Annotated in this window: 16 protein-coding genes; 7 read left to right on the forward strand and 9 right to left on the reverse strand. The window is 67.9% G+C overall.

Annotation, left to right across the window (positions count from 1 at the left end):
* Positions 1-4 precede the first annotated feature (4 nt).
* A complete protein-coding gene (locus tag FIF60_RS12825) occupies positions 5-706 on the reverse strand; it encodes a response regulator transcription factor (protein WP_144186482.1) in 702 nt (233 codons plus the stop codon).
* Between the two features lie 77 nt (positions 707-783).
* Between FIF60_RS12825 and FIF60_RS12830 the strand changes: the two genes are divergently transcribed.
* On the forward strand, positions 784-1,551 hold the full coding sequence (locus FIF60_RS12830) for a HugZ family pyridoxamine 5'-phosphate oxidase (protein WP_144186483.1): 768 nt from the start codon (positions 784-786) through the stop codon (positions 1,549-1,551).
* Here FIF60_RS12830 and FIF60_RS12835 read toward each other — a convergent pair.
* Complete coding sequence (locus FIF60_RS12835) at positions 1,536-2,450, reverse strand: aminotransferase class IV (protein WP_204251189.1); 915 nt, start codon at positions 2,448-2,450, stop codon at positions 1,536-1,538. The two genes, FIF60_RS12830 and FIF60_RS12835, sit on opposite strands and share 16 nt — an antisense overlap.
* 30 nt (positions 2,451-2,480) lie before the next feature.
* Entirely contained in the window at positions 2,481-3,026 is a 546-nt protein-coding gene (locus tag FIF60_RS12840) for a lipid-binding SYLF domain-containing protein (RefSeq protein WP_204251190.1), read from the reverse strand.
* A 53-nt stretch (positions 3,027-3,079) separates the two neighbouring features.
* Between FIF60_RS12840 and FIF60_RS12845 the strand changes: the two genes are divergently transcribed.
* Complete coding sequence (locus FIF60_RS12845; RefSeq protein WP_144186484.1) at positions 3,080-3,736, forward strand: MarC family protein; 657 nt, start codon at positions 3,080-3,082, stop codon at positions 3,734-3,736.
* 11 nt (positions 3,737-3,747) lie between these two features.
* On the opposite strand, the gene aspT is transcribed toward FIF60_RS12845, so the two are convergent.
* The 6 genes from aspT to FIF60_RS12875 all read right to left on the reverse strand — a co-directional run bounded on the left by aspT (position 3,748) and on the right by FIF60_RS12875 (position 11,896).
* Entirely contained in the window at positions 3,748-5,439 is a 1,692-nt protein-coding gene (aspT, locus tag FIF60_RS12850) for an aspartate-alanine antiporter (RefSeq protein ID WP_144186485.1), read from the reverse strand.
* Positions 5,440-5,454: 15 nt separating this feature from the next.
* On the reverse strand, positions 5,455-7,155 hold the full coding sequence (locus FIF60_RS12855; protein WP_144186486.1) for an aspartate:alanine exchanger family transporter: 1,701 nt from the start codon (positions 7,153-7,155) through the stop codon (positions 5,455-5,457).
* A 20-nt stretch (positions 7,156-7,175) separates the two neighbouring features.
* Positions 7,176-9,881, reverse strand: coding sequence for a decarboxylase (locus tag FIF60_RS12860; protein WP_144186487.1), 2,706 nt, complete (start codon positions 9,879-9,881; stop codon positions 7,176-7,178).
* Positions 9,882-10,078: 197 nt separating this feature from the next.
* Entirely contained in the window at positions 10,079-10,873 is a 795-nt protein-coding gene (gene fabI, locus FIF60_RS12865; RefSeq protein ID WP_144186488.1) for an enoyl-ACP reductase FabI, read from the reverse strand.
* 125 nt (positions 10,874-10,998) lie between these two features.
* Positions 10,999-11,391, reverse strand: coding sequence for a c-type cytochrome (locus FIF60_RS12870; protein ID WP_158639197.1), 393 nt, complete (start codon positions 11,389-11,391; stop codon positions 10,999-11,001).
* 88 nt (positions 11,392-11,479) lie between these two features.
* A complete protein-coding gene (locus FIF60_RS12875; RefSeq protein WP_158639198.1) occupies positions 11,480-11,896 on the reverse strand; it encodes a cytochrome c in 417 nt (138 codons plus the stop codon).
* Positions 11,897-12,145: 249 nt separating this feature from the next.
* On the opposite strand from FIF60_RS12875, the gene FIF60_RS12880 reads away from it, so the two are divergent.
* From FIF60_RS12880 to FIF60_RS12900, 5 genes are all read left to right on the forward strand, one after another.
* A complete protein-coding gene (locus FIF60_RS12880; protein ID WP_144186491.1) occupies positions 12,146-13,777 on the forward strand; it encodes a thiamine pyrophosphate-requiring protein in 1,632 nt (543 codons plus the stop codon).
* Between the two features lie 39 nt (positions 13,778-13,816).
* Positions 13,817-14,869, forward strand: coding sequence for an ABC transporter ATP-binding protein (locus tag FIF60_RS12885; protein WP_144186492.1), 1,053 nt, complete (start codon positions 13,817-13,819; stop codon positions 14,867-14,869).
* 33 nt (positions 14,870-14,902) lie between these two features.
* Positions 14,903-16,237, forward strand: coding sequence for an ABC transporter substrate-binding protein (locus FIF60_RS12890; RefSeq protein WP_144186493.1), 1,335 nt, complete (start codon positions 14,903-14,905; stop codon positions 16,235-16,237).
* Positions 16,238-16,304: 67 nt separating this feature from the next.
* A complete protein-coding gene (locus FIF60_RS12895) occupies positions 16,305-17,279 on the forward strand; it encodes a carbohydrate ABC transporter permease (protein WP_144186494.1) in 975 nt (324 codons plus the stop codon).
* Positions 17,272-18,183: a carbohydrate ABC transporter permease gene (locus FIF60_RS12900; protein WP_144186495.1), complete on the forward strand. Its 912-nt coding sequence runs from the start codon at positions 17,272-17,274 to the stop codon at positions 18,181-18,183. Before FIF60_RS12895 ends, FIF60_RS12900 begins: the two co-directional genes overlap by 8 nt.
* Positions 18,184-18,241: the final 58 nt, after the last annotated feature.

Genomic DNA, 18,241 nt, shown 5'->3' on the forward strand with positions numbered 1-18,241 from the left:
CGGGCTACTCCTCCTTGTAGCGGTAGCCGATGCCGTAGAGCGTCTCGATCTGGGTGAAGGTGTTGTCGACGGTACGGAACTTCTTCCGGATGCGCTTCACATGGCTGTCGATCGTGCGGTCATCGACGTAGATGTTCTCTCCATAGGCCGCATCGATCAGCTGGTCGCGGCTCTTGACGATGCCAGGACGCGCAGCGAGCGCCTTGACGAGCAGGAACTCGGTGACGGTGAGCTGCACGTTCGCGCCCTTCCACAGGCACAGGTGCCGGTTCTCGTCGAGCGTCAGGCTTCCCCGCGTCAGCACGCCGGAGGAGGGCGCGCCGGAGCCCTCGCCGCGCGCGGTCTCGTTGCGCCGGAGCAGAGCGCGGATGCGCTCGAGCACCAGGCGCTGGCTGAACGGCTTGGTGATGTAGTCGTCCGCCCCGAGCCTCAGCCCCATCAGCTCGTCGAGCTCCTCGTCCTTCGACGTGAGGAAGATCACCGGCAGGGCGGATTGCTTGCGCAGCCTCTGCAGCAGCTCGAGCCCGTCCATCCGCGGCATCTTGATGTCGAGCACCGCGAGGTCGACCGGCTTGGCGGCGATGCCGTGCAGCGCGCTCTCGCCATCGGTGTAGGTGCGCACCTGGAACCCCTCCGCCTCGAGCGTCATCTGCAGCGAGGTGAGGATGTTGCGGTCGTCGTCGACAAGGGCGATGGTCTGCGCCATGGAAACTCCTCTTCCCCGGTGAGCTGCCGCGGCCGGGGGGCGCGCAGTATGGCCGAAACTGCAGGGGGCGTGAATTCATGGCGCTGGACGAGGCGCAGCGCGAGGCCTTTGCCCGGTCGAAGGAGGCTGCCCCCGGCAAGGCAAGGGCGCTGATCCGCGCCGCTGGCGAGGCGACGCTCGCGACCGTCGCCGACGGCCAGCCCTATGCCAGCCTGGTGACGCCGGCCACCGCGGGCGACCTCTCGATCCTCCTCTGGCTGTCCGCCCTCTCGCCGCACACGCGCCACCTCGCGGCCGAGCCGCGCTGCGCGCTGCTCTTCACCGGCGAGGCGGCGGGCCCGAACCCGCAGACCCGACCTCGCGTGACCGTGACCGGCACGGCAGAGCGGCTCGAGGGCGAAGGGGCGGCCGCCCTGAAGGCACGCTGGCTCGCCCGGCACCCCTACGCGACGCTCTATGCCGAGCTGCCCGATTTCTCGCTCTGGTGCATCGTGCCACGCGAGGCGCAGTTCGTCGGCGGCTTCGCGATGGCGCACCGCCTCGGCGCCTCGGCGCTTCTGCCCGACCAGGATGCGGCTGCCGCCATCGCCGCGGCGGAGGCGGAGATCGTCGGCCACGTCAACGCCGACCATGCCGATGCCTGCGACGCGATCGCGACGGGGCTGCTCGGCGGCGAGGGCGCTGGCTGGCGCCTCATCGCCGTCGACGTCGATGGCTGCGACTTCGCCCGCGAGGACGCGGTGCTTCGCCTCGCCTTCGAGAGGCCGGTGGCCGATGCCGATGGGGTGCGGCGGGCGCTCATCCTCGCGGCCCGGGCGGGCCGGGAGGCTCAGCCTCCCTCGTAGTCGACCGGCGTGGCGAGCCAGCCTTCCTCGTGCCGCCGCCAGTAGAGATCGTGCATCGCACGGGTGACGGGCCCCGGCCGCCCCTCGCCCACCGGCGCGCCGTCGAGGCGCGAGACCGGCATGATCCCGCCGGCGGTGCTTGTCAGGAAGATCTCCTCCGCCCGCGCGAGCTCCGAGGCGTGCAGCGCGCGTTCCTCGACGGCAAGCTGCAATTCGGGCGCGAGCTCGATCACGCTTCGGCGCGTCATCCCCTCGAACATGCCGCGATCGGGCGTGACCAGGGTTCGGCCGTGGAGCGCGAAGACGTTGAAACCTGGCCCTTCGGTCAGGTTGCCGTCGCGGTCGGGCAGGAGCGGCACGTCCGCGCCACGGTCCTGCGCCTCGAAGATGCCCATGGTCAGGTCGAGCCAGTGGAAGTTCTTGATGCGCGGATCGACCGCCTCGGGCGGGATTCGCTGCGTTTTCGTCACGACCAGCGAGAGCCCCTCGCGCCGCTGCGCCTCGTTGGCGATCCACACGAAGGGCTGCGCGAAGGCGGTGAACCGATTCTGGCAGAGCTTCGGGTCGCGCGTTCCGGGTGGCGGCACGCCTCGCGTGAGCGCCATCTGCACATACGCATCGGCGAGGCCGGCGCGGCGGACGCAGCCATGCAGGATCGCCGCGATCTCCTCGCGCGGCAGGGGCAACGTCATCCGCAGCCCAGCCACCGAACGCTCGAACCGGTCGAGATGGTCCTCGAGCCGGAAGAACCGCCCCTTCCACACATGCACCACGTCATAGGTCGCGTCGGAGCGGACGAAGCCGCGATCGAGCATGGCGATCGTCGCCTCCTCGAGCGGCATGTAGCGGCCTTCCGCATAGGCGACGCCGCGGGAGGGCGCGGCGCCCGGCATGTGCATGGTCAATCCTGTTCTCCCTCCTGCGGGTGGTCAGCGGGAGGGACGATAGCGCGTGATCTTCGAGCCTTGCAGCCCGATGCCGGCCATCAGCCCGCTCTGGCCGAACACGATGCCATAGACATCCTGCGTCAGCGTCGTCGAGGACATGCGGGCGGCATAGGCCTCGTCGACCATGACGAAGGACGGGCCCGAGCCGATTTCCCACCCGTCCGACCGGTCGAGCCAGCGCACCGCCTCCTCGTTCATCAGGAACAGCGCGTAGCTGAACTTTTGCGCCCCGGCCTGGAGCCCGTAGGACACCGCCTGCGTGCGGTAGTAGCCGACCGTCTTGTCCCCGCGGCGCAGGGCACCGTAGCCGATCTCGCCGCCGATCATGAGCCCGGCCTTCGTCACCTCGGGGAAGATCAGGATGGCCACGGCCTTCTCGCCGAGCGCCCTGGCCTGCGGCTTGGCGCGGTACAGCCGGGCGAGCGCCGCGGTGGCGTCGCGGTCGATCTCCGCGGCCGTCGCGGCGCGCGCCACGCCAGGCAACGCCGCAAGGGGGGCGGAAAGGAGAAGCATGCGACGGGTGCTCATCGTCATGGTCCTTGTCGTTGTGCGCCGCAGGGCGCCGGTGGGATAGTGCCCGAATGGAACGAGTGATCGACGATTTCCTGCTGGCCTTCGTGGCGCTCCTGTCGATCATCAACCCGGTCGGGCTGGTCTTCGTGTTTCGCGAGATGACGGTCTGGGCGGCAGCTTCGGAGCGGAAGAAGCTCTCCTCGCGCATTGCCATCTATGCGCTCGCGGTGATGCTGTGCAGCTACTTCTTCGGCACCTTCGTGCTCGCCTTCTTCGGCATCACCCTGCCCGTGCTGCGGATCGCCGGCGGCCTCGTCGTCGCCTCCGCCGGCTGGGGTCTCCTGCAGAAGAGACCCGAGCAGGAAGCGGCGCCGGCGGCGATGGATACCGCGCCGATCATGCAGATGGCCTTCTATCCCCTGACCATGCCGCTGACGACGGGCCCCGGCACGATCGCGGTCTCGATCGCGCTCGGTGCGGCGCGAACCGAGCGCGAGGGCGCGCTGATCGTCTCCGCGGTCGGCGGCTTCGTTGCCGCTGCCGTCGTGGTCGCGGCGATCATCCTGCTCTTCTACCGCAACGCAGACAGGATCGTCCGGCTCGCCGGCAACGAGGGGGCGAGGGTGGTCACGACACTCTCGGCCTTCCTGCTTCTCTGCGTCGGAATCCAGATCATGGTCACGGGCGTGATCGAGGTCGCGCGGCTCGCCATGGCGCCCGCGTGAGGCGCCGCCGCTCATGCGGCGACGAGGTTGACGATCACCGTGCCCCATGACGTCAGCAGGATGTGCCCGATCGGCACGGCGGGGGTGTAGCCGAGGACGGAGACGGTGCTGCCCGAGCGCTCCTGAACGGCGGCCATCGCGGCCGTCATCGTCTGGCCGCCCGCGAGGGCGCCGAGCAGGAGCTGCGGGTGCAGCTTCAGCACATGGTGGCCGAAATAGAGCCCGACGATGAGCGGCACCATCGTCACCACCATGCCGCCGAGCAGAAGGCCGATCCCTGCCTCGGCGATGGCCTGGAAGAAGATCGGCCCGGCATGCAGCCCCGTCATCGCGACGAAGGCGGCAAGCCCGAGCGCGGTCATCAGCGCGATCGCGCCGTCGGGAATTCGGCCGAACAACGGGTACCGCGTGCGGAGATGGCCGACGACCAGCCCGGCCAGAAGCGTGCCGACGCTGGTCGAGAGCGAGATGCGCATTCCCCCGATCGGAATCGTCACGAGCACGCCGACGAGCCCGCCAAGGAAGATGGCGAGCCCGAGCACGACGAAATCGGTCTGCTCCGTCGGGCGGACGATCGGGCCGATCAGCTTCGCCGCGCGCTCGACGGTGGGCACCGCACCGACCACCGTGAGCACGTCGCCGCGCAGGATCTCCGTGCCCGGGGCGATCGGGATCTCCTGCCCGCCACGCGTGATGGCGCGAAGATAGACGCCGCGCGAGGTCTCTGCCGTCGCGAGCTCTGCAAGCGTCCTGCCGGCGATGGCACGCGACGTCACCAGCACATCGACGACGCTGACGACGATATCGAGCAATTCGCGGTCCTCGACCTCCTCGCGCTGGCGGCCGATCAGGTCGACCAGCACCTCGCGCCGGCCGGACACGGCGACGATGTCGCCTGCCTCCAGCCTGTCGTCGAGCGCCAGGTCGCGGCACCCATCGCCACGCCGCACGCGGTGCAGGAAGATGCGCTGCGGCAAGGCGCCCTGCTCGATCTCGGCGACGGTCTTGCCGACCGCCGGGCCGCCCTCGGTCACGCGATAGGCGCGCAGCTCGAACCGGCGCCAGGCCGATGCCGTCCCGGGCGCCTGATGGGTGATGCCGAGCTCCGCCTCGAGCGCGCGGGCGGAGGCGACGAGGTCGGCCCCGATCAGCTTCGGCGCGAGGGAACTGAGGAACCAGATCATCCCTGCCGCGCCGAACAGGTAGCAGACCGCGTCGGCCACCGCGATGTGGGCGACGAAGCGGGCACGGTCCGCCTCGGGGATGGGCAGCGCGTTGATCGCCTCCGTCGCCGTGCCCATGGCAGGGCTCTCTGTGAGCGCGCCGGAAACCAGGCCCGCCGCGAAGCCGGGGTCGAGCCCGAGGAGCTTGGCGACGGCGAAGGCCGTGCCCAGGCCGGCGACGGACATCACCACCGCGACAAGCACGGGCTTCAGCCCGTCCCGCTTCAGGGCCTGCATGAACTGCGGCCCGACCGAGTAGCCGATGCCGAACAGGAACAGCAGGAACAGGATCGACTTCGCCGTGCCGGAGACCGGCACATGCGCGACCTGCCCCACCGCGATGCCGGCGAAGAGCGACCCGGTGACGGGCCCGAGCTTCAGCGGCCCGAGCTGCAGCGAACCGATCCAGTACCCGATGCCGATGACGAGGAAGAGCGTGAGCTCGGGATACTTGACGAGGAACTCCTGGGCCCACGCCATCGCCGCCTCCACCCGCTACTGCGCGAGAAGCATCGCGAAGTAGCCGAACACCGTCAGCAGCACGCCCGAGACCGCGTAGCCGACGGGGAAGCCGATCCACGGCACGTTGGACTGGATCTCCACTGCCGCCTCGCGGCACGGCCCGGAATGGCTTCTAGCCCCGGCGACACCGCCCATCAGCACGGCGGGGTTGATGCGGAACACGTGGTAGCCGATCGCCCACACGATCACCGGCGGCACCGAGCAGGCGACGAAGCCGACGAGGAAGATCTTGAGCGCGAGCACGCCGGTGAGCTGCGCGAGAAGCGAGTTGCCCGCGTTGATGCCGACGATGGCGACGAAGACGACGAGACCGAGATCCTCGAGAACGTTGCGCGCCGCAGTCGGCGTATTGCCGAAGAACCTGAGCCGGGAGGAGAGCGACGAGACGATCACCCCTGAAACGAGAAGCCCGCCCGCGTTGCCCAGCCCGATGCTGGCGCCGAAGGCCGGGAAGCTGATCGCGCCGATCAGGAAGCCGAGGATCATGCCGAAGGAGAGGGTGAACAGGTCGGTCGCCACGGAGGGGCGTACGACGCGGCCGAAGGTCTGGCCGATGCGGTCGACCGCGTCCTTGAGGCCGACGATCGTCACGACGTCCATGCGCTGCAGCGTAGTGTTCGAGCCGATCGGAACCGGCACGCCGCCACGCTCGATCTTCTGCACCTGGACCTGGTCGGCGCCGGGAAGGGCGCGCCACTCGTCGCGAGTCTTCTGCAGCATCTCCTTGTTGGTGATCAGCACTTCCGCCTGGTCGAGCGGAATGTCGAGCGCGAGCCGGTCCGACACTTCCGGCCCGATCAGGCCCATCTTCTCCGTCATCGCCTCGCGGCGGCCGCCGAGGGCGATCACGTCGCCGAGCCGCAGCGGCTCCTCCTGCGCCGCGCCGAGCGCTGCGCCGTCGCGCACGAGGTTTGCGAAGCGGTACTCGGGGTTCTCGCGCAGGAGTTCGCGCATCGTGCGGCCGACCCAGGCCGTGTTCTCGAGCCGGTAGGCGCGAAGCGCGCCCGGTGTCCAGCCAGACAGGGCAGGACTGTCGCCCGAGGCGACGCCGTGCTCCTTCTCGTAGGCGCGGGCGGCGGCCTTCGCATCGATGCCCCACCAGGCGGGGAGGTACTTGGTGATCAGGATGATGCCGACGGTGCCCCAGATGTAGGTGATGCCATAGGACAGCGCGATCATCGCCGTGACCTGCTCGGCCGTCGTGCCCTCTGGCAGGCGCACCACGCCGGCCGTCACAGCCTGCTCGGCCGAGCCGATCGCGGCAGACATGGTCTGCGAGCCGGCCAGCATGCCGCCGGCTGCACCCGGGGGAAGTTCGAGGATGCGCGCGCCGAGCACGACGATGGCGAGCCCGATCACGCAGGAGACGATCGCGAGGAAGGTGAACTTGATGCCGTCGCCGCCGAGGCTGTTGACGAAGGACGGCCCGACGCGGAGCCCCACGCCGTACATGAAGAGATAGTAGAAGAGGCTCTTGGCAAAATTGTCGAGCGCGAGCGTGACGCCGTACACGCTCGCCCACACCGCGAGGCCACAGCCGATGATGATGGCGGATGCCACCATGCCGAGCCCGTAGCCCGCGATGCTCTTCCTGCCGAGCCATACGGCGAGACCCACCGTGAGGAACAGCAGGATGAAGGGGTTTGCGGCGAGGAACTGGAAGAACGCTTGCATGGCTCTGTCCTCCCCCGCGCTCAGCGCGACCGCCGCGCGCCGACGCTGTCTGGCTTCAGCAACTTCAGCCCCCGCGCCCGCTCGTAGCCATGGATCTCCTTCACATCGAGCTTGCGCATGAAGGTGATCGTCTCGGGCGTCAGCACCTGGCCGGGAACCATGATCGGAAAGCCGGGCGGATAAGGGATGACGAAGTTGGCCGAGACCATCTCGGGCCCTTCGGCCAGCCGCCTGTCGCATTCGTCGCCGAACAGCGGCACGTACTCGCAGCCCTCCTCGTCATAGGCGGAGAAGAAGGCCGTGCGCATGTCGCCTTCCGGCGTGCGCTCGCCCGCATCGGTGCGGAACACCTGGTGGAACCGGCTGAAGTTCGGCAGGTCCGGCACGTCCTCCATCAGGCTCTTCACGCGCGCGGCGAAGGCCTTCCGTCCTTCCTCGCCGCCATGCGCGAGGCGCTTCTCGATCTCGGTGCAGATCTCGAGCAGCACGCGGATGAGATGGGCGACGTCGCTTCTCGTGTTGTTGATGTTCGACTGGAGAAGCACCGAGTTGCGCGAGGTCTTGTTGAGCTGGATGTCGTACTTGCCCGCGAGCAGCCCCTTGAACTGCGTGCCGTCGAACCCGGCCCTGCCGCAGACGAGCGTCATGCGCGTCGGGTCGAGGATGAACTCGTCCTCCTCAATGCTCCTCAGCGCGTCGCCCCAGGTCGCCCCCGAGACGAGGTAATCGACGAAGCCGCTCTGGCGATACTCGGCGGGGATCATCTCGTCGGCGCCGGCGACGTGGAAGTATTTCGAGATGATCGGGTGCGCGTTCACCTCGCGGCGGATGTCGAGCGCGATCTCGATCGCGTTCAGCACCAGTCCGTAGCCTTCGAGCTCCATCTGCCGCCGCGCGACATCCATCGAGGCGATCAGCTGCTGGTTCGGGCTGGTGGAGGCATGCGTGAACACCGCCTCGTGGAACTGGCTCTCGACGCGGTGGAACTCGACATCACGCACCAGCACCATCGAGCCCTGGCGGATCGCCGACATCGACTTGTGCGTCGAGTTCGTCTGGTAGACGCGGAGGCGGATCCTGCTCGGATCGGGCACCAGCCGTGCCGCCAGCAGTGCCTCATCGGATGGGTCGGGCCCGAGTTCCTTCGCCTGCGCCTCGTACTGATCGACGGCTTGCTTGGAATGCATCCATCTTTCGATCGCCTCGGCCGCGCCCATCGCCGTGCGCGGGCGGAGGAAGGGCGACCAGTGCGCGAAGCCCGACCACGCCTCGTCCCAGAGGAAGATCAGGTCGGGCTTGATGGCGAGGCATTCCTCCATCACGCGCCGGGTGTTGTACATGTGGCCGTCGAAGGTGCAGTTCGTCAGGTCAACCATCTTCACGCGGTCGAGCCGTCCTTCCGCCTTGGCGGCAAGAAGGGCCTTCTTGATCGACGCGAGCGGCACCGCGCCGTACATCGAGTACTGCGTCAGCGGGAACGCCTCGACATAGAGCGGCTGCGCGCCGTTGAGAACGCAGCCGTAATGGTGCGACTTGTGGCAGTTGCGGTCGAGGATGACGATGTCGCCCGGGCCGAGCAGGGCCTGGTGCACCATCTTGTTCGACGTGCTGGTGCCGTTCGTCACGAAGAACACGTGGTCGGCGCCGAACGCGCGGGCGGCAAGCTCCTGCGCCTTCTTGATGTTGCCCGTGGGCTCGAGAAGGCTGTCGAGGCCGCCCGTCGTCGCGCTGCTTTCCGCGAGGAACAGGTTGATGCCGTAGAACTCGCCCATGTCGCGGATCCAGGCGGACTTGAACACCGACTTGCCGCGCGCGATGGGCAGGGCATGGAAGGTCGCGATCGGCCGCTGCGCGTATTTCTTGAGGTTGTCGAAGAACGGCGTCTGGAACCGCTCGGAGATGCCCTCCATCACCGAGAGATGCAGCTCCAGCATCTCCTCGATCTGGTACATGACGCGGCGGATCGGCGCGCTGCGCGGGTCGCCAGCGAGCGCTTCCACCCGCCTGTCGGAGAGCAGATAGATGTCCAGCTCGGGGCGGGTGTTCTTGATGCCGTTGGCGAGCTTGAGCGCGAGGTCGGCATCGTCTGCCGTCGCGGGATCGACCTTGCCTTCGAGGATCTGCCGGAGCACCGGCGCGTCATGTCGTGAGCGGAGCGCGAAGCCTTCGTAGATCGTCACTGCTGCGATGTTGGGGTTCAGCATGATCGCGCAGATCGCGTCCTCGAGGCTGCCGACGGGCACCACCTCGTAGACGAATGGGTCCTCCGGGCGGCGGAGCTTGCGCATCTCCGACACGAGATGCGGGTAGCGCGCCGGCGGCACGGGCGTGACCATCAGCATCTCGAAATAGGGCCGCGCGTGCACCGTGGCCGCTGTTGGCGGCATCGCCTCGGACAGGGCGTCGGGCTGCTCGTCGGTCAGGTCCCATTCGCCGAGTTCCTCGCGGTAGCTCTGCGCGGCGATCGACGTCGAGATGCGCCTGGCCAGGGCGGCGGTGCCAGGTGCGTCGTCGCGTCCGATCTTCTCGGCCAGCGCCGCGATCAGGCGTGCCCCGGGATAGGCATAGAATTCCTCGGTGGCCCCGAGCCCCGCGAAGTGCGTATCGACCGACGCCCGATCGCCCCTCCCTGCAGCCCAGGCCTTCGCGGCGGCATGCAGGTCACGCCAGCGGTCGTTCCGCGCGGCCGGGGTGGTGAAGAAGCTGTCGATACGGTGCTTTGGCATGCCGCCGATCTCCCGAAGGGTGCGTTTCCGATCATCGAGGCGCGCTCTCCCGGCGGCAGCGCATACCCGACCATCCCTGGTCGCTTGCAGCCTAATGCTGGCCACGCGCCCTCAGGTTGACGCAGGTCAATCCTTTGAGCGCGTATATCACGGAAGCCTATCGAAACTCTACGTTTCGGTAAGATTACGGAAATGCGTCAGCCGAGGATGCTGTAGCCCCCGTCAATGTAGAGGGTGTTGCCGGTCATCGCGCCGGCGTAGTCGGTCGCCAGGAACACGCAGGCCGCCCCGACCTCCTCGATGGTCACGAGCCGTCGCGTTGGCGCGCGGGAGGCCACGCGCTCCATCAGCGCATCGAAATCCGGGATGCCCGAGGCGGCGCGGGTGGCGAGCGGGCCGGGGCTGACGGCATGCACGCGGATACCTTTCGGTCCCAGTTCCGTCGCCATGTAGCGGACGGCGCACTCGAGGGCGGCCTTGACCGGCCCCATGACGCCGTAGTTCTCCACCACCTCGGTGGCGCCGAGATAGGACATGGTGATCATCGTTCCGCCTTGGGCCATCAGCGGCTCGACCCGGCGGGCGAGGTCGAGGAACGACCAGCAGGACACCTCCATGGCCGTGAGGAACCCCTCCCGCGGGCAATCGACGACGCGCCCGGCAAGCGCCTCGCGCGGGGCGAAGGCGATGGAGTGGACGAGGATGTCGAGCCTTCCCCAGCGGGTGGCGACGGCATCGACCACCGCATCGACCTGCGCGGTGTCGCGCACCTCGAGGGGCAGGAAGATGGGCGCGGCCACGGCCTCGGCGAGCGGCGCGACATGCGGCTTCGCCTTCTCGTTCAGGTAGGTCATCGCGATCTCTGCGCCAGCCCTGTGCATGGCCTGGGCGCAGCCCCAGGCGATCGACTGCGCGTTCGCCACGCCGACGATGAGCGCCTTGCGCCCGGCAAGAACGGGGGGAAAACGGCGGTCCGGCGAAGGGTCCGTCATCGGGATCGCTCCAGGTGATGGCAGAAGGACGCAGCGCAGCACGCCGCGTCTGCGCGCCGCAAGCGGCCAACGGTGGCCGCCCCCTCCGCCACGCGTTGGGCCGCCGCCGGCCGTGGCACGAAGGTTCAGCGCTGCTGGACGGACTCGAGATAGACCAGCAGCTCGGAAATCCGACCATAGACGTAGGTGCTCGGCGAGGTGCCCTGCGGCTGGCCCCGCTGCTCGATCTCGAGGATCGCGCCCCAGGCAGGCATCTCGCGCGTGCCGTGCGCGGGCACCGCCGTCCTGCCCTCGATCATCTTGAACGCCTCGTAGAACGGGAACTGTCCGCCATTGCGACGCGACATCGTCGTCAGGTCGGTCGGCTTGGCGGTAAGGACATTGGCCAAGGGGCCGCCGCCCTTCGCGTCGATGCCATGACATTGCGCGCAGGCGGACTGGTAGAAGGCCTGCCCGCTCCGCAGTGTCTGCGTGTCGGTTGCATGAGCCGCGCCCGCGCCAAGTGTCACGGACGTCATCAAGAAAAGCCACGATCCACGCATCACGTCCCCCTCATGACGGAGTTCCATCCGACCACCGCCGGCCGGCGGTGGTCGGATTGCAGGCTCAGCGTTGCTGGATCGAGTCGAGGTAGCTCACGAGCTCGTAGATGCGGCCGCGGACATAGGTTTCGCGCATGAGCGATCCGTACTGGTCGCCAGCCTCGAACCGCAGCATGTTGCCCCAGATGAGCATGTCGCGCGGGCCGTGCTGGGCCACCTCCTCCCGGCCGTCGATCACCTGGAAGGCACGGTAGAACGGAAAGGTTCCATTGTTTCGCCGCGTCATCGTCGTCAGGTCGGACGGCTTGGTCTCCAGATAGCGCGCGACCGGGCCGCCGCCCTTTCCGTCCACCCCATGGCATGAGGCGCAGGCGGAGCGGTAGAGCTCGCCCCCGCGGGCCACGGGATCGTAGGCCTGCGCCGCAGCCTGGCCGGAGGCCAGTGCCATTGCAGCGGCGAACGCGAAATGGATGGGTCTCATGTCAGGGCCTCCTGCCTCTTCTGGTTCTTCCCGGCCTGGAACATTCGAACATTTCAAGTTCACCATTGAACGCCACGCCATCGCATTGAGGCGGATCAACGGCCGGGCCGGAGCCGGTCCTGTTCCGGCTTTCGGGGTTGCGGCCCGGCCGAAACGGCGTCTAGGCTTCCGGCGGAACGATCCAAAAGAAAACAGGTGCCGCGCCTCGTCGCGGCGCATGAAGGCGCTTGTCGCCGGGGGAGGACAGGGGTGAAGCTTGGCGAAGCCATCGCCGAGATCATGAAGCGCGAAGGCATCGAGGTGCTGACCGGCTATCCGGTCAATCACCTGATCGAGTACGCGGCGGCGATCGACATTCGCCCGATCATGGTCCGACAGGAGCGCATCGGCCTGCACATGGCGGACGCGATCTCGCGCGTCACCTCCGGCCGGCAGATCGGTGCGTTCTGCATGCAGCATGGACCGGGTGCGGAGAACGCCTATGGCGGCGTCGCCCAGTGCTATGGCGAGAGCGTACCCGTTCTCGTCCTGCCCATGGGCTACCCGCGCCGGCTCGCCCATATCGACCCGAACTTCAACTCCTCCGTGCAGATGCGCGGCATCACCAAGTCGGCCGAGCCGATCGTGCTCGCCTCCGAGGTCTGCGCGGTGATGCGCCGGGCCTTCACGCGGCTCCGCAATGGCCGGGGCGGCCCCTGCCTCGTCGAGATCCCGGCCGACATGTGGAACGAGGAGGTGGCGGGGCCGCTCGACTACACGCCCGTGCTGGCCACCCGCTACGGCCCCGACCCGGCCGATGTCGAGCGTGCCGCGGCGCTTCTCGCGGGGGCGAAGCGGCCGGTGATCTATGCCGGCCAGGGGGTGCACTGGGCCAAGGCCTGGCCGCAGCTCCGCAAACTGGCCGAGCTTCTCGCCGCGCCGGTGACCACGAGCCTCGGCGGCAAGAGCGCGTTCCCCGAGAACCACCCGCTCGCGCTCGGCTCCGGCGGCCTCGCCGTGCCGGCGACGGTGCCGCATTTCCTGAAGGCGGCCGACGTCATCCTCGGAATCGGCTGCTCCTTCACCGAGAGCAGCTTCGCTGTGGCGATGCCAAAGGGAAAGCGCATCATCCACGCGACGCTCGACCCCGATCATCTGAACAAGGACGTTCCGGTCGAGATCGGCCTTGTCGGTGACGCGGCGCTGACGCTCGATGCGCTGCTCGACGCGCTTGCCGACAGGGTGAAGGAGACGCGCGACCCGTCGTCGGTCGCCTCCGAGATCGCCTCGGTGCGCGAGGCCTGGCTCGCGCAATGGGCGGAGAAGCGCGACAGCGAGGCGAGCCCGCTGTCGCCCTACCGCGTGCTGCGCGACCTCGCAGGCACGGTCGATCTGGCCAACACCATCATCACCCACGATGCCGGCAGCCCGCGCGACCAGCTCTCCCCCTTCTGGGTGGCGAGCGAGCCGCTGTCCTATCTCGGCTGGGGCAAGACGACGCAGCTCGGCTACGGGCTCGGCCTCGCCATGGGCGCGAAGCTGGCCGCTCCCGAGAAGCTCTGCATCAACGTATGGGGTGATGCAGCGATCGGCTTCACGGGCATGGATTTCGAGACGGCGGTGCGCGAGCGCATCCCCATCCTGTCGATCCTGCTCAACAATTTCTCGATGGCGATCGAGCTCAAGGTGATGCCGATCTCGACGGAGAAGTTCCGCTCGACCGACATCAGCGGCGACTATGCCGCGATGGCCCGGGCCTTCGGCGGGCATGGCGAGCGGGTCGAGCGCGCGGCCGACATCGTTCCCGCGATCAGGCGCGGCATCGCCGCGACACGGGAAGGCAAGCCGGCGCTGGTCGAGTTCATCACGGCAAAGGAAACGGCGGTGTCGCGGATCGCCTGAGCGGCACGGCCTGCGCACACGGCGCGAGAAGGAGAGTTCATGGCCACGGTCGAGGTGAAGGACGTCACGAAGTACTTCGGCAGCACCCAGGTGCTGCGCGACGTCAACGTCTCCATCGCGGATGGCGAGTTCGTCGTGCTTGTCGGGCCGTCGGGCTGCGGCAAGTCGACGCTTCTGCGCATGATCGCGGGGCTCGAGAACATCACGGGCGGGACGATCTCGATCGGCGGCAGGGTGGTGAACACCGTTCCGCCGAAGGACCGGGACATCGCGATGGTGTTCCAGAACTACGCGCTCTACCCGCACATGACCGTGTTCGACAACATGGCGTTCTCGCTCAAGCTTGCGAACGCGCCGAAGGAGGTGATGGAGGAGGAGGTCGGCCGTGCGGCGAAGATCCTCGGCCTGGGCCAGCTCCTGCATCGCTACCCGCGGCAGCTTTCCGGCGGCCAGCGCCAGCGCGTCGCGATGGGGCGTGCGATCGTGCGGAACCCGCAGGTGTTCCTGTTCGACGAGCCGCTCTCCAACCTCGATGCAAAGCTTCGCGTGGCGATGCGCGCCGAGATCAAGGAGCTGCACCAGCGCCTGAAGGTGACGACGGTCTACGTCACGCACGACCAGATCGAGGCGATGACGATGGCCGACAAGATCGTGGTGATGAACCACGGCGTCGTCGAGCAGATCGGCCCGCCGCTCGAGCTCTACGACAGGCCGAACAACCTCTTCGTCGCGGGCTTCATCGGCAGCCCGGCGATGAACATGATCGAGGGCAAAATCGAGGGCGGCGCCTTCCGCACCGCCGACGGCGCCGCCTGGCCGCTGCCGCCGAACGGCTCGGGTGCGCGGCCCGCGGAGGTGATCTACGGAATCCGGCCCGAGCATCTTCGCCTCGACCCCGCGGGCGTGCCGACGACCGTGCAGGTCGTCGAGCCGACGGGGTCGGAGACGCAGGTCGTGCTGCGCCACGGCGAAGCCTCGATGCTGGGAGCGTTCCGCGAACGCATCGCCGCCAGGCACGGCGACGTGCTGCCGGTGATGCCCGACCCCGAGCTTGTGCATCTGTTCGACAAGCAGACGGGGCGGCGGATCTAGTCACGCGTGATCAACGAAAACGGAGGGAACACCATGGCGAACATCATCACCCGACGCGACACGCTGATGCTTGGCGCATCGGCTGCGGCCGCCGTCGCGCTGTCCGGAGGGGCGGGTGCGCAAATCCAGCGCGCCAATGTCAACCCGCCCTCCTGGCCGATCGAGAGCGGCGCGAGCCTGCGCATGCTGCGCCCGGTGCGCTTCGTGCAGCCCGACGAGGAGGTGTTCCGCGCCAACTGCGCCCGCTTCACGCAGCAGACAGGCGTGCAGGTGCGCGTCGACTTCGTCGGCTGGGAGGACATCACGCAGCAGACGGCCGTGACGGCGAATACCGGCGCCGGCCCCGACGTGATCATCGGCTTCAACGAGAGCCCGCACATCTATGTCGACAAGCTCGTCGACCTGACCGACGTCGCCGAGTATCTCGGTGCGCGCTACGGCGGCTGGCTCGCCATGGCGCAGCGCTACGGCAAGCGCCACGGAACGAACAACTGGATCGGCATCCCCTTCGGCGCCTCGGGCGGGCCGCTCGTGTGGCGCAAGTCGGCAGTGAACGAGCTGGGCTTCCAGGCGCCGCCGGATGACCATGCCGGGTTCCTCGACCTGAGCAAGAAGCTCAAGGCGGCGAACAAGCCGTCCGGCTTCGCGCTCGGCAACGCGGTGGGCGACGGCAACGGTTTCGCCAACTGGCTCGTCTGGTCGCATAACGGGTTCCTCGTCGACCCCGACGGCAATGTCGCGATCAACAGCCCCGAGACGATCGCCGCGCTCGAGTACCTGAAGGAGCTCTACGCGACGTTCATCCCGGGCACGATCGCCTGGGGCGACATCAGCAACAACCGCGCGTACGCGGCGCAGGAGCTGTGGCTGACGGCGAACGGCGTCTCACTCTACTTCGCGCTGAAGAACGATCCCGCAACGGCGCCGATCGCTGCCGACACCGAGCATTCGCTCCTGCCCAAGGGCAAGGCCGCCGCCTCGCCGATGGCGGGGCTGACGCTGAACGCCATGACCTTCCGCCACAGCCGCTACCCCAACGCGGCGAAGGCTCTGATCGCCTTCCTGATGGAGGCCGAGCAGTACGACCCGTGGCTGCAGGCGAACCTCGGCTACTGGTCGCAGCCGCTCGCTGCCTACGCGGCGAGCCCGGTGTGGCAGTCCGACCCGAAGGTCGCGATCTTCCGCGACGTGATGCGATCGGACTACTGGATCGGCTACAAGGGGCCGATCAGCCAGGCCTCGGCGGCCGCGAACGCGGACTACATCATGGTGCAGATGTGCGCCGCCGTCGCCTCCGGCCAGTCGACGCCGCAGCAGGCGGCGCGCGAGGCCGAGCGCCGGGCCCAGCGCTTCTTCCGGGCACGCTGAGCGGAGACGGGGCGGCACCCTCGCGCAGAGGGTGCCGCCCCACCCCGAGAAGGCTCGAGGGCAGGACATGAACACCACGCCAACGGCCGTAGCGGCCGCGCCGACACGCTGGACGCCGCCGCGGCGCGAGGAGACCTGGATCGGCTGGCTGCTGGACTGGAAGCCGTTCCTGATCGTGATGTGCCTTCTGCCGGCGGTCGGGCTGCTGACGGTGTTCCTGACCTACCCGCTGGGGTTGGGCATCTGGCTCGCCTTCACCGACACGACGATCGGCCGACGCGGCATCTGGGTCGGCCTCGAGAACTTCATCTGGCTGTTCGAGGACCCGATCTTCTGGTCGGCGGTGTTCTACTCGGTCTTCTATACCGCGATTGCGACGATCGGGAAGTTCGCGCTCGGCCTGTGGCTCGCCCTGCTGCTCAACAACCACCTGCCGATCAAGAGCTTCATCCGCGCCATCATTCTGCTGCCGTGGATCGTGCCGACGGTGCTCTCGGCGATCGCGTTCTGGTGGATCTACGATCCGCAGTTCTCGATCATCTCCTACGTCTTCGTCGACGTGCTCGGCTGGCGCGACACCAACATCGACTTCATCTCCACGGCCTGGCCGGCGCGCTGGTCGCTGATCGCTGCGAACATCTGGCGCGGCATTCCGTTCGTGGCGATCTCGCTACTCGCCGGGCTGCAGACCATCCCGCCGTCGCTCTACGAGGCCGCGCTGCTCGACGGCTCCACGCCCTGGCAGCGGTTCCGCTACATCACCGTGCCGATGATCATGCCGATCCTTGCGATCGTCATGACCTTCTCGATCATCTTCACCTTCACCGACTTCCAGCTCGTCTATGCCATCACGCGCGGCGGGCCGGTGAACTCCACCCACCTTCTCGCCACGCTCGCATTCCAGCGCGGCATTCCCGGCGGGCAGCTCGGCGAGGGCGCGGCGATCGCGGTGAGCATGATCCCCTTCCTCGTCTTCGCAACGCTGTTCAGCTATTTCGCGCTCGCGCGGCGCAAGTGGCAGCAGGGAGAGGCCAATGACTGACGCTGCCCTCGCAGACGACGCGCCGCCCGTCGCCAAGCCGCAGGACAACCAGCCGGAGACGATGGCCTGGGAGACGAAGCGCCGGCGCTTCGTGACGATCTACCTGCCGCTCTGCTGCTTCATCTTCATCCTGCTGTTCCCGTTCTACTGGATGACGGTGACGGCGTTCAAACCGAACGCCGAGCTGATGGACTTCAAGAACCACAATCCGTTCTGGATCAGCTCGCCGACGCTCGAGCACATCAAGCACCTTCTGTTCAACACGGCCTATCCGTCGTGGTTCCTGACCACGATGGGGGTGGCCATCGGCTCCACCTTCCTCTCCCTCTTCGCAAGCACGCTCGCGGCCTACGCGATCCAGCGGCTGCGCTTCACGGGCAGCCCCTATGTCGGGCTCGCCATCTACCTCGCCTATCTCGTGCCGCCCTCGATCCTGTTCATCCCGCTCGCGACGATGGTGGTGCAGCTCGGCCTGTTCGACAGCCCTCTCGCGCTCATCCTCGTCTACCCGACCTTCCTCGTGCCGTTCTGCACCTGGCTGCTGATCGGCTACTTCAAGTCGATCCCCTACGAGCTCGAGGAATGCGCGCTGATCGACGGCGCCACGCGGCTGCAGATCCTGAGGCGCATCACCCTGCCGCTCGCGGTGCCGGGGCTGATCAGCGCAGGCATCTTCAGCTTCACACTCTCCTGGAACGAGTTCATCTACGCGCTCGCCTTCATCCAGTCCTCCGAGAGGAAGACCGTTCCGGTGGCGATTCTCACCGAGCTCGTGACGGGCGACGTCTACCAGTGGGGCGCGCTGATGGCAGGCTCGCTGCTCGGCTCCCTCCCCGTCGCGATCTTCTATTCCTTCTTCGTCGACTACTACGTCGCCTCGCTCACGGGGGCGGTGAAGGAATAGGACGGCCGCACGGACGACCCCGCCCCGCGCACCGACCAGGCGGCCCGCGCCCGGCCGC

This window comes from Elioraea rosea (genome assembly GCF_007644105.1).
In the GTDB taxonomy this organism is placed as follows: Bacteria; Pseudomonadota; Alphaproteobacteria; order Acetobacterales; family Acetobacteraceae; genus Elioraea_A; species Elioraea_A rosea.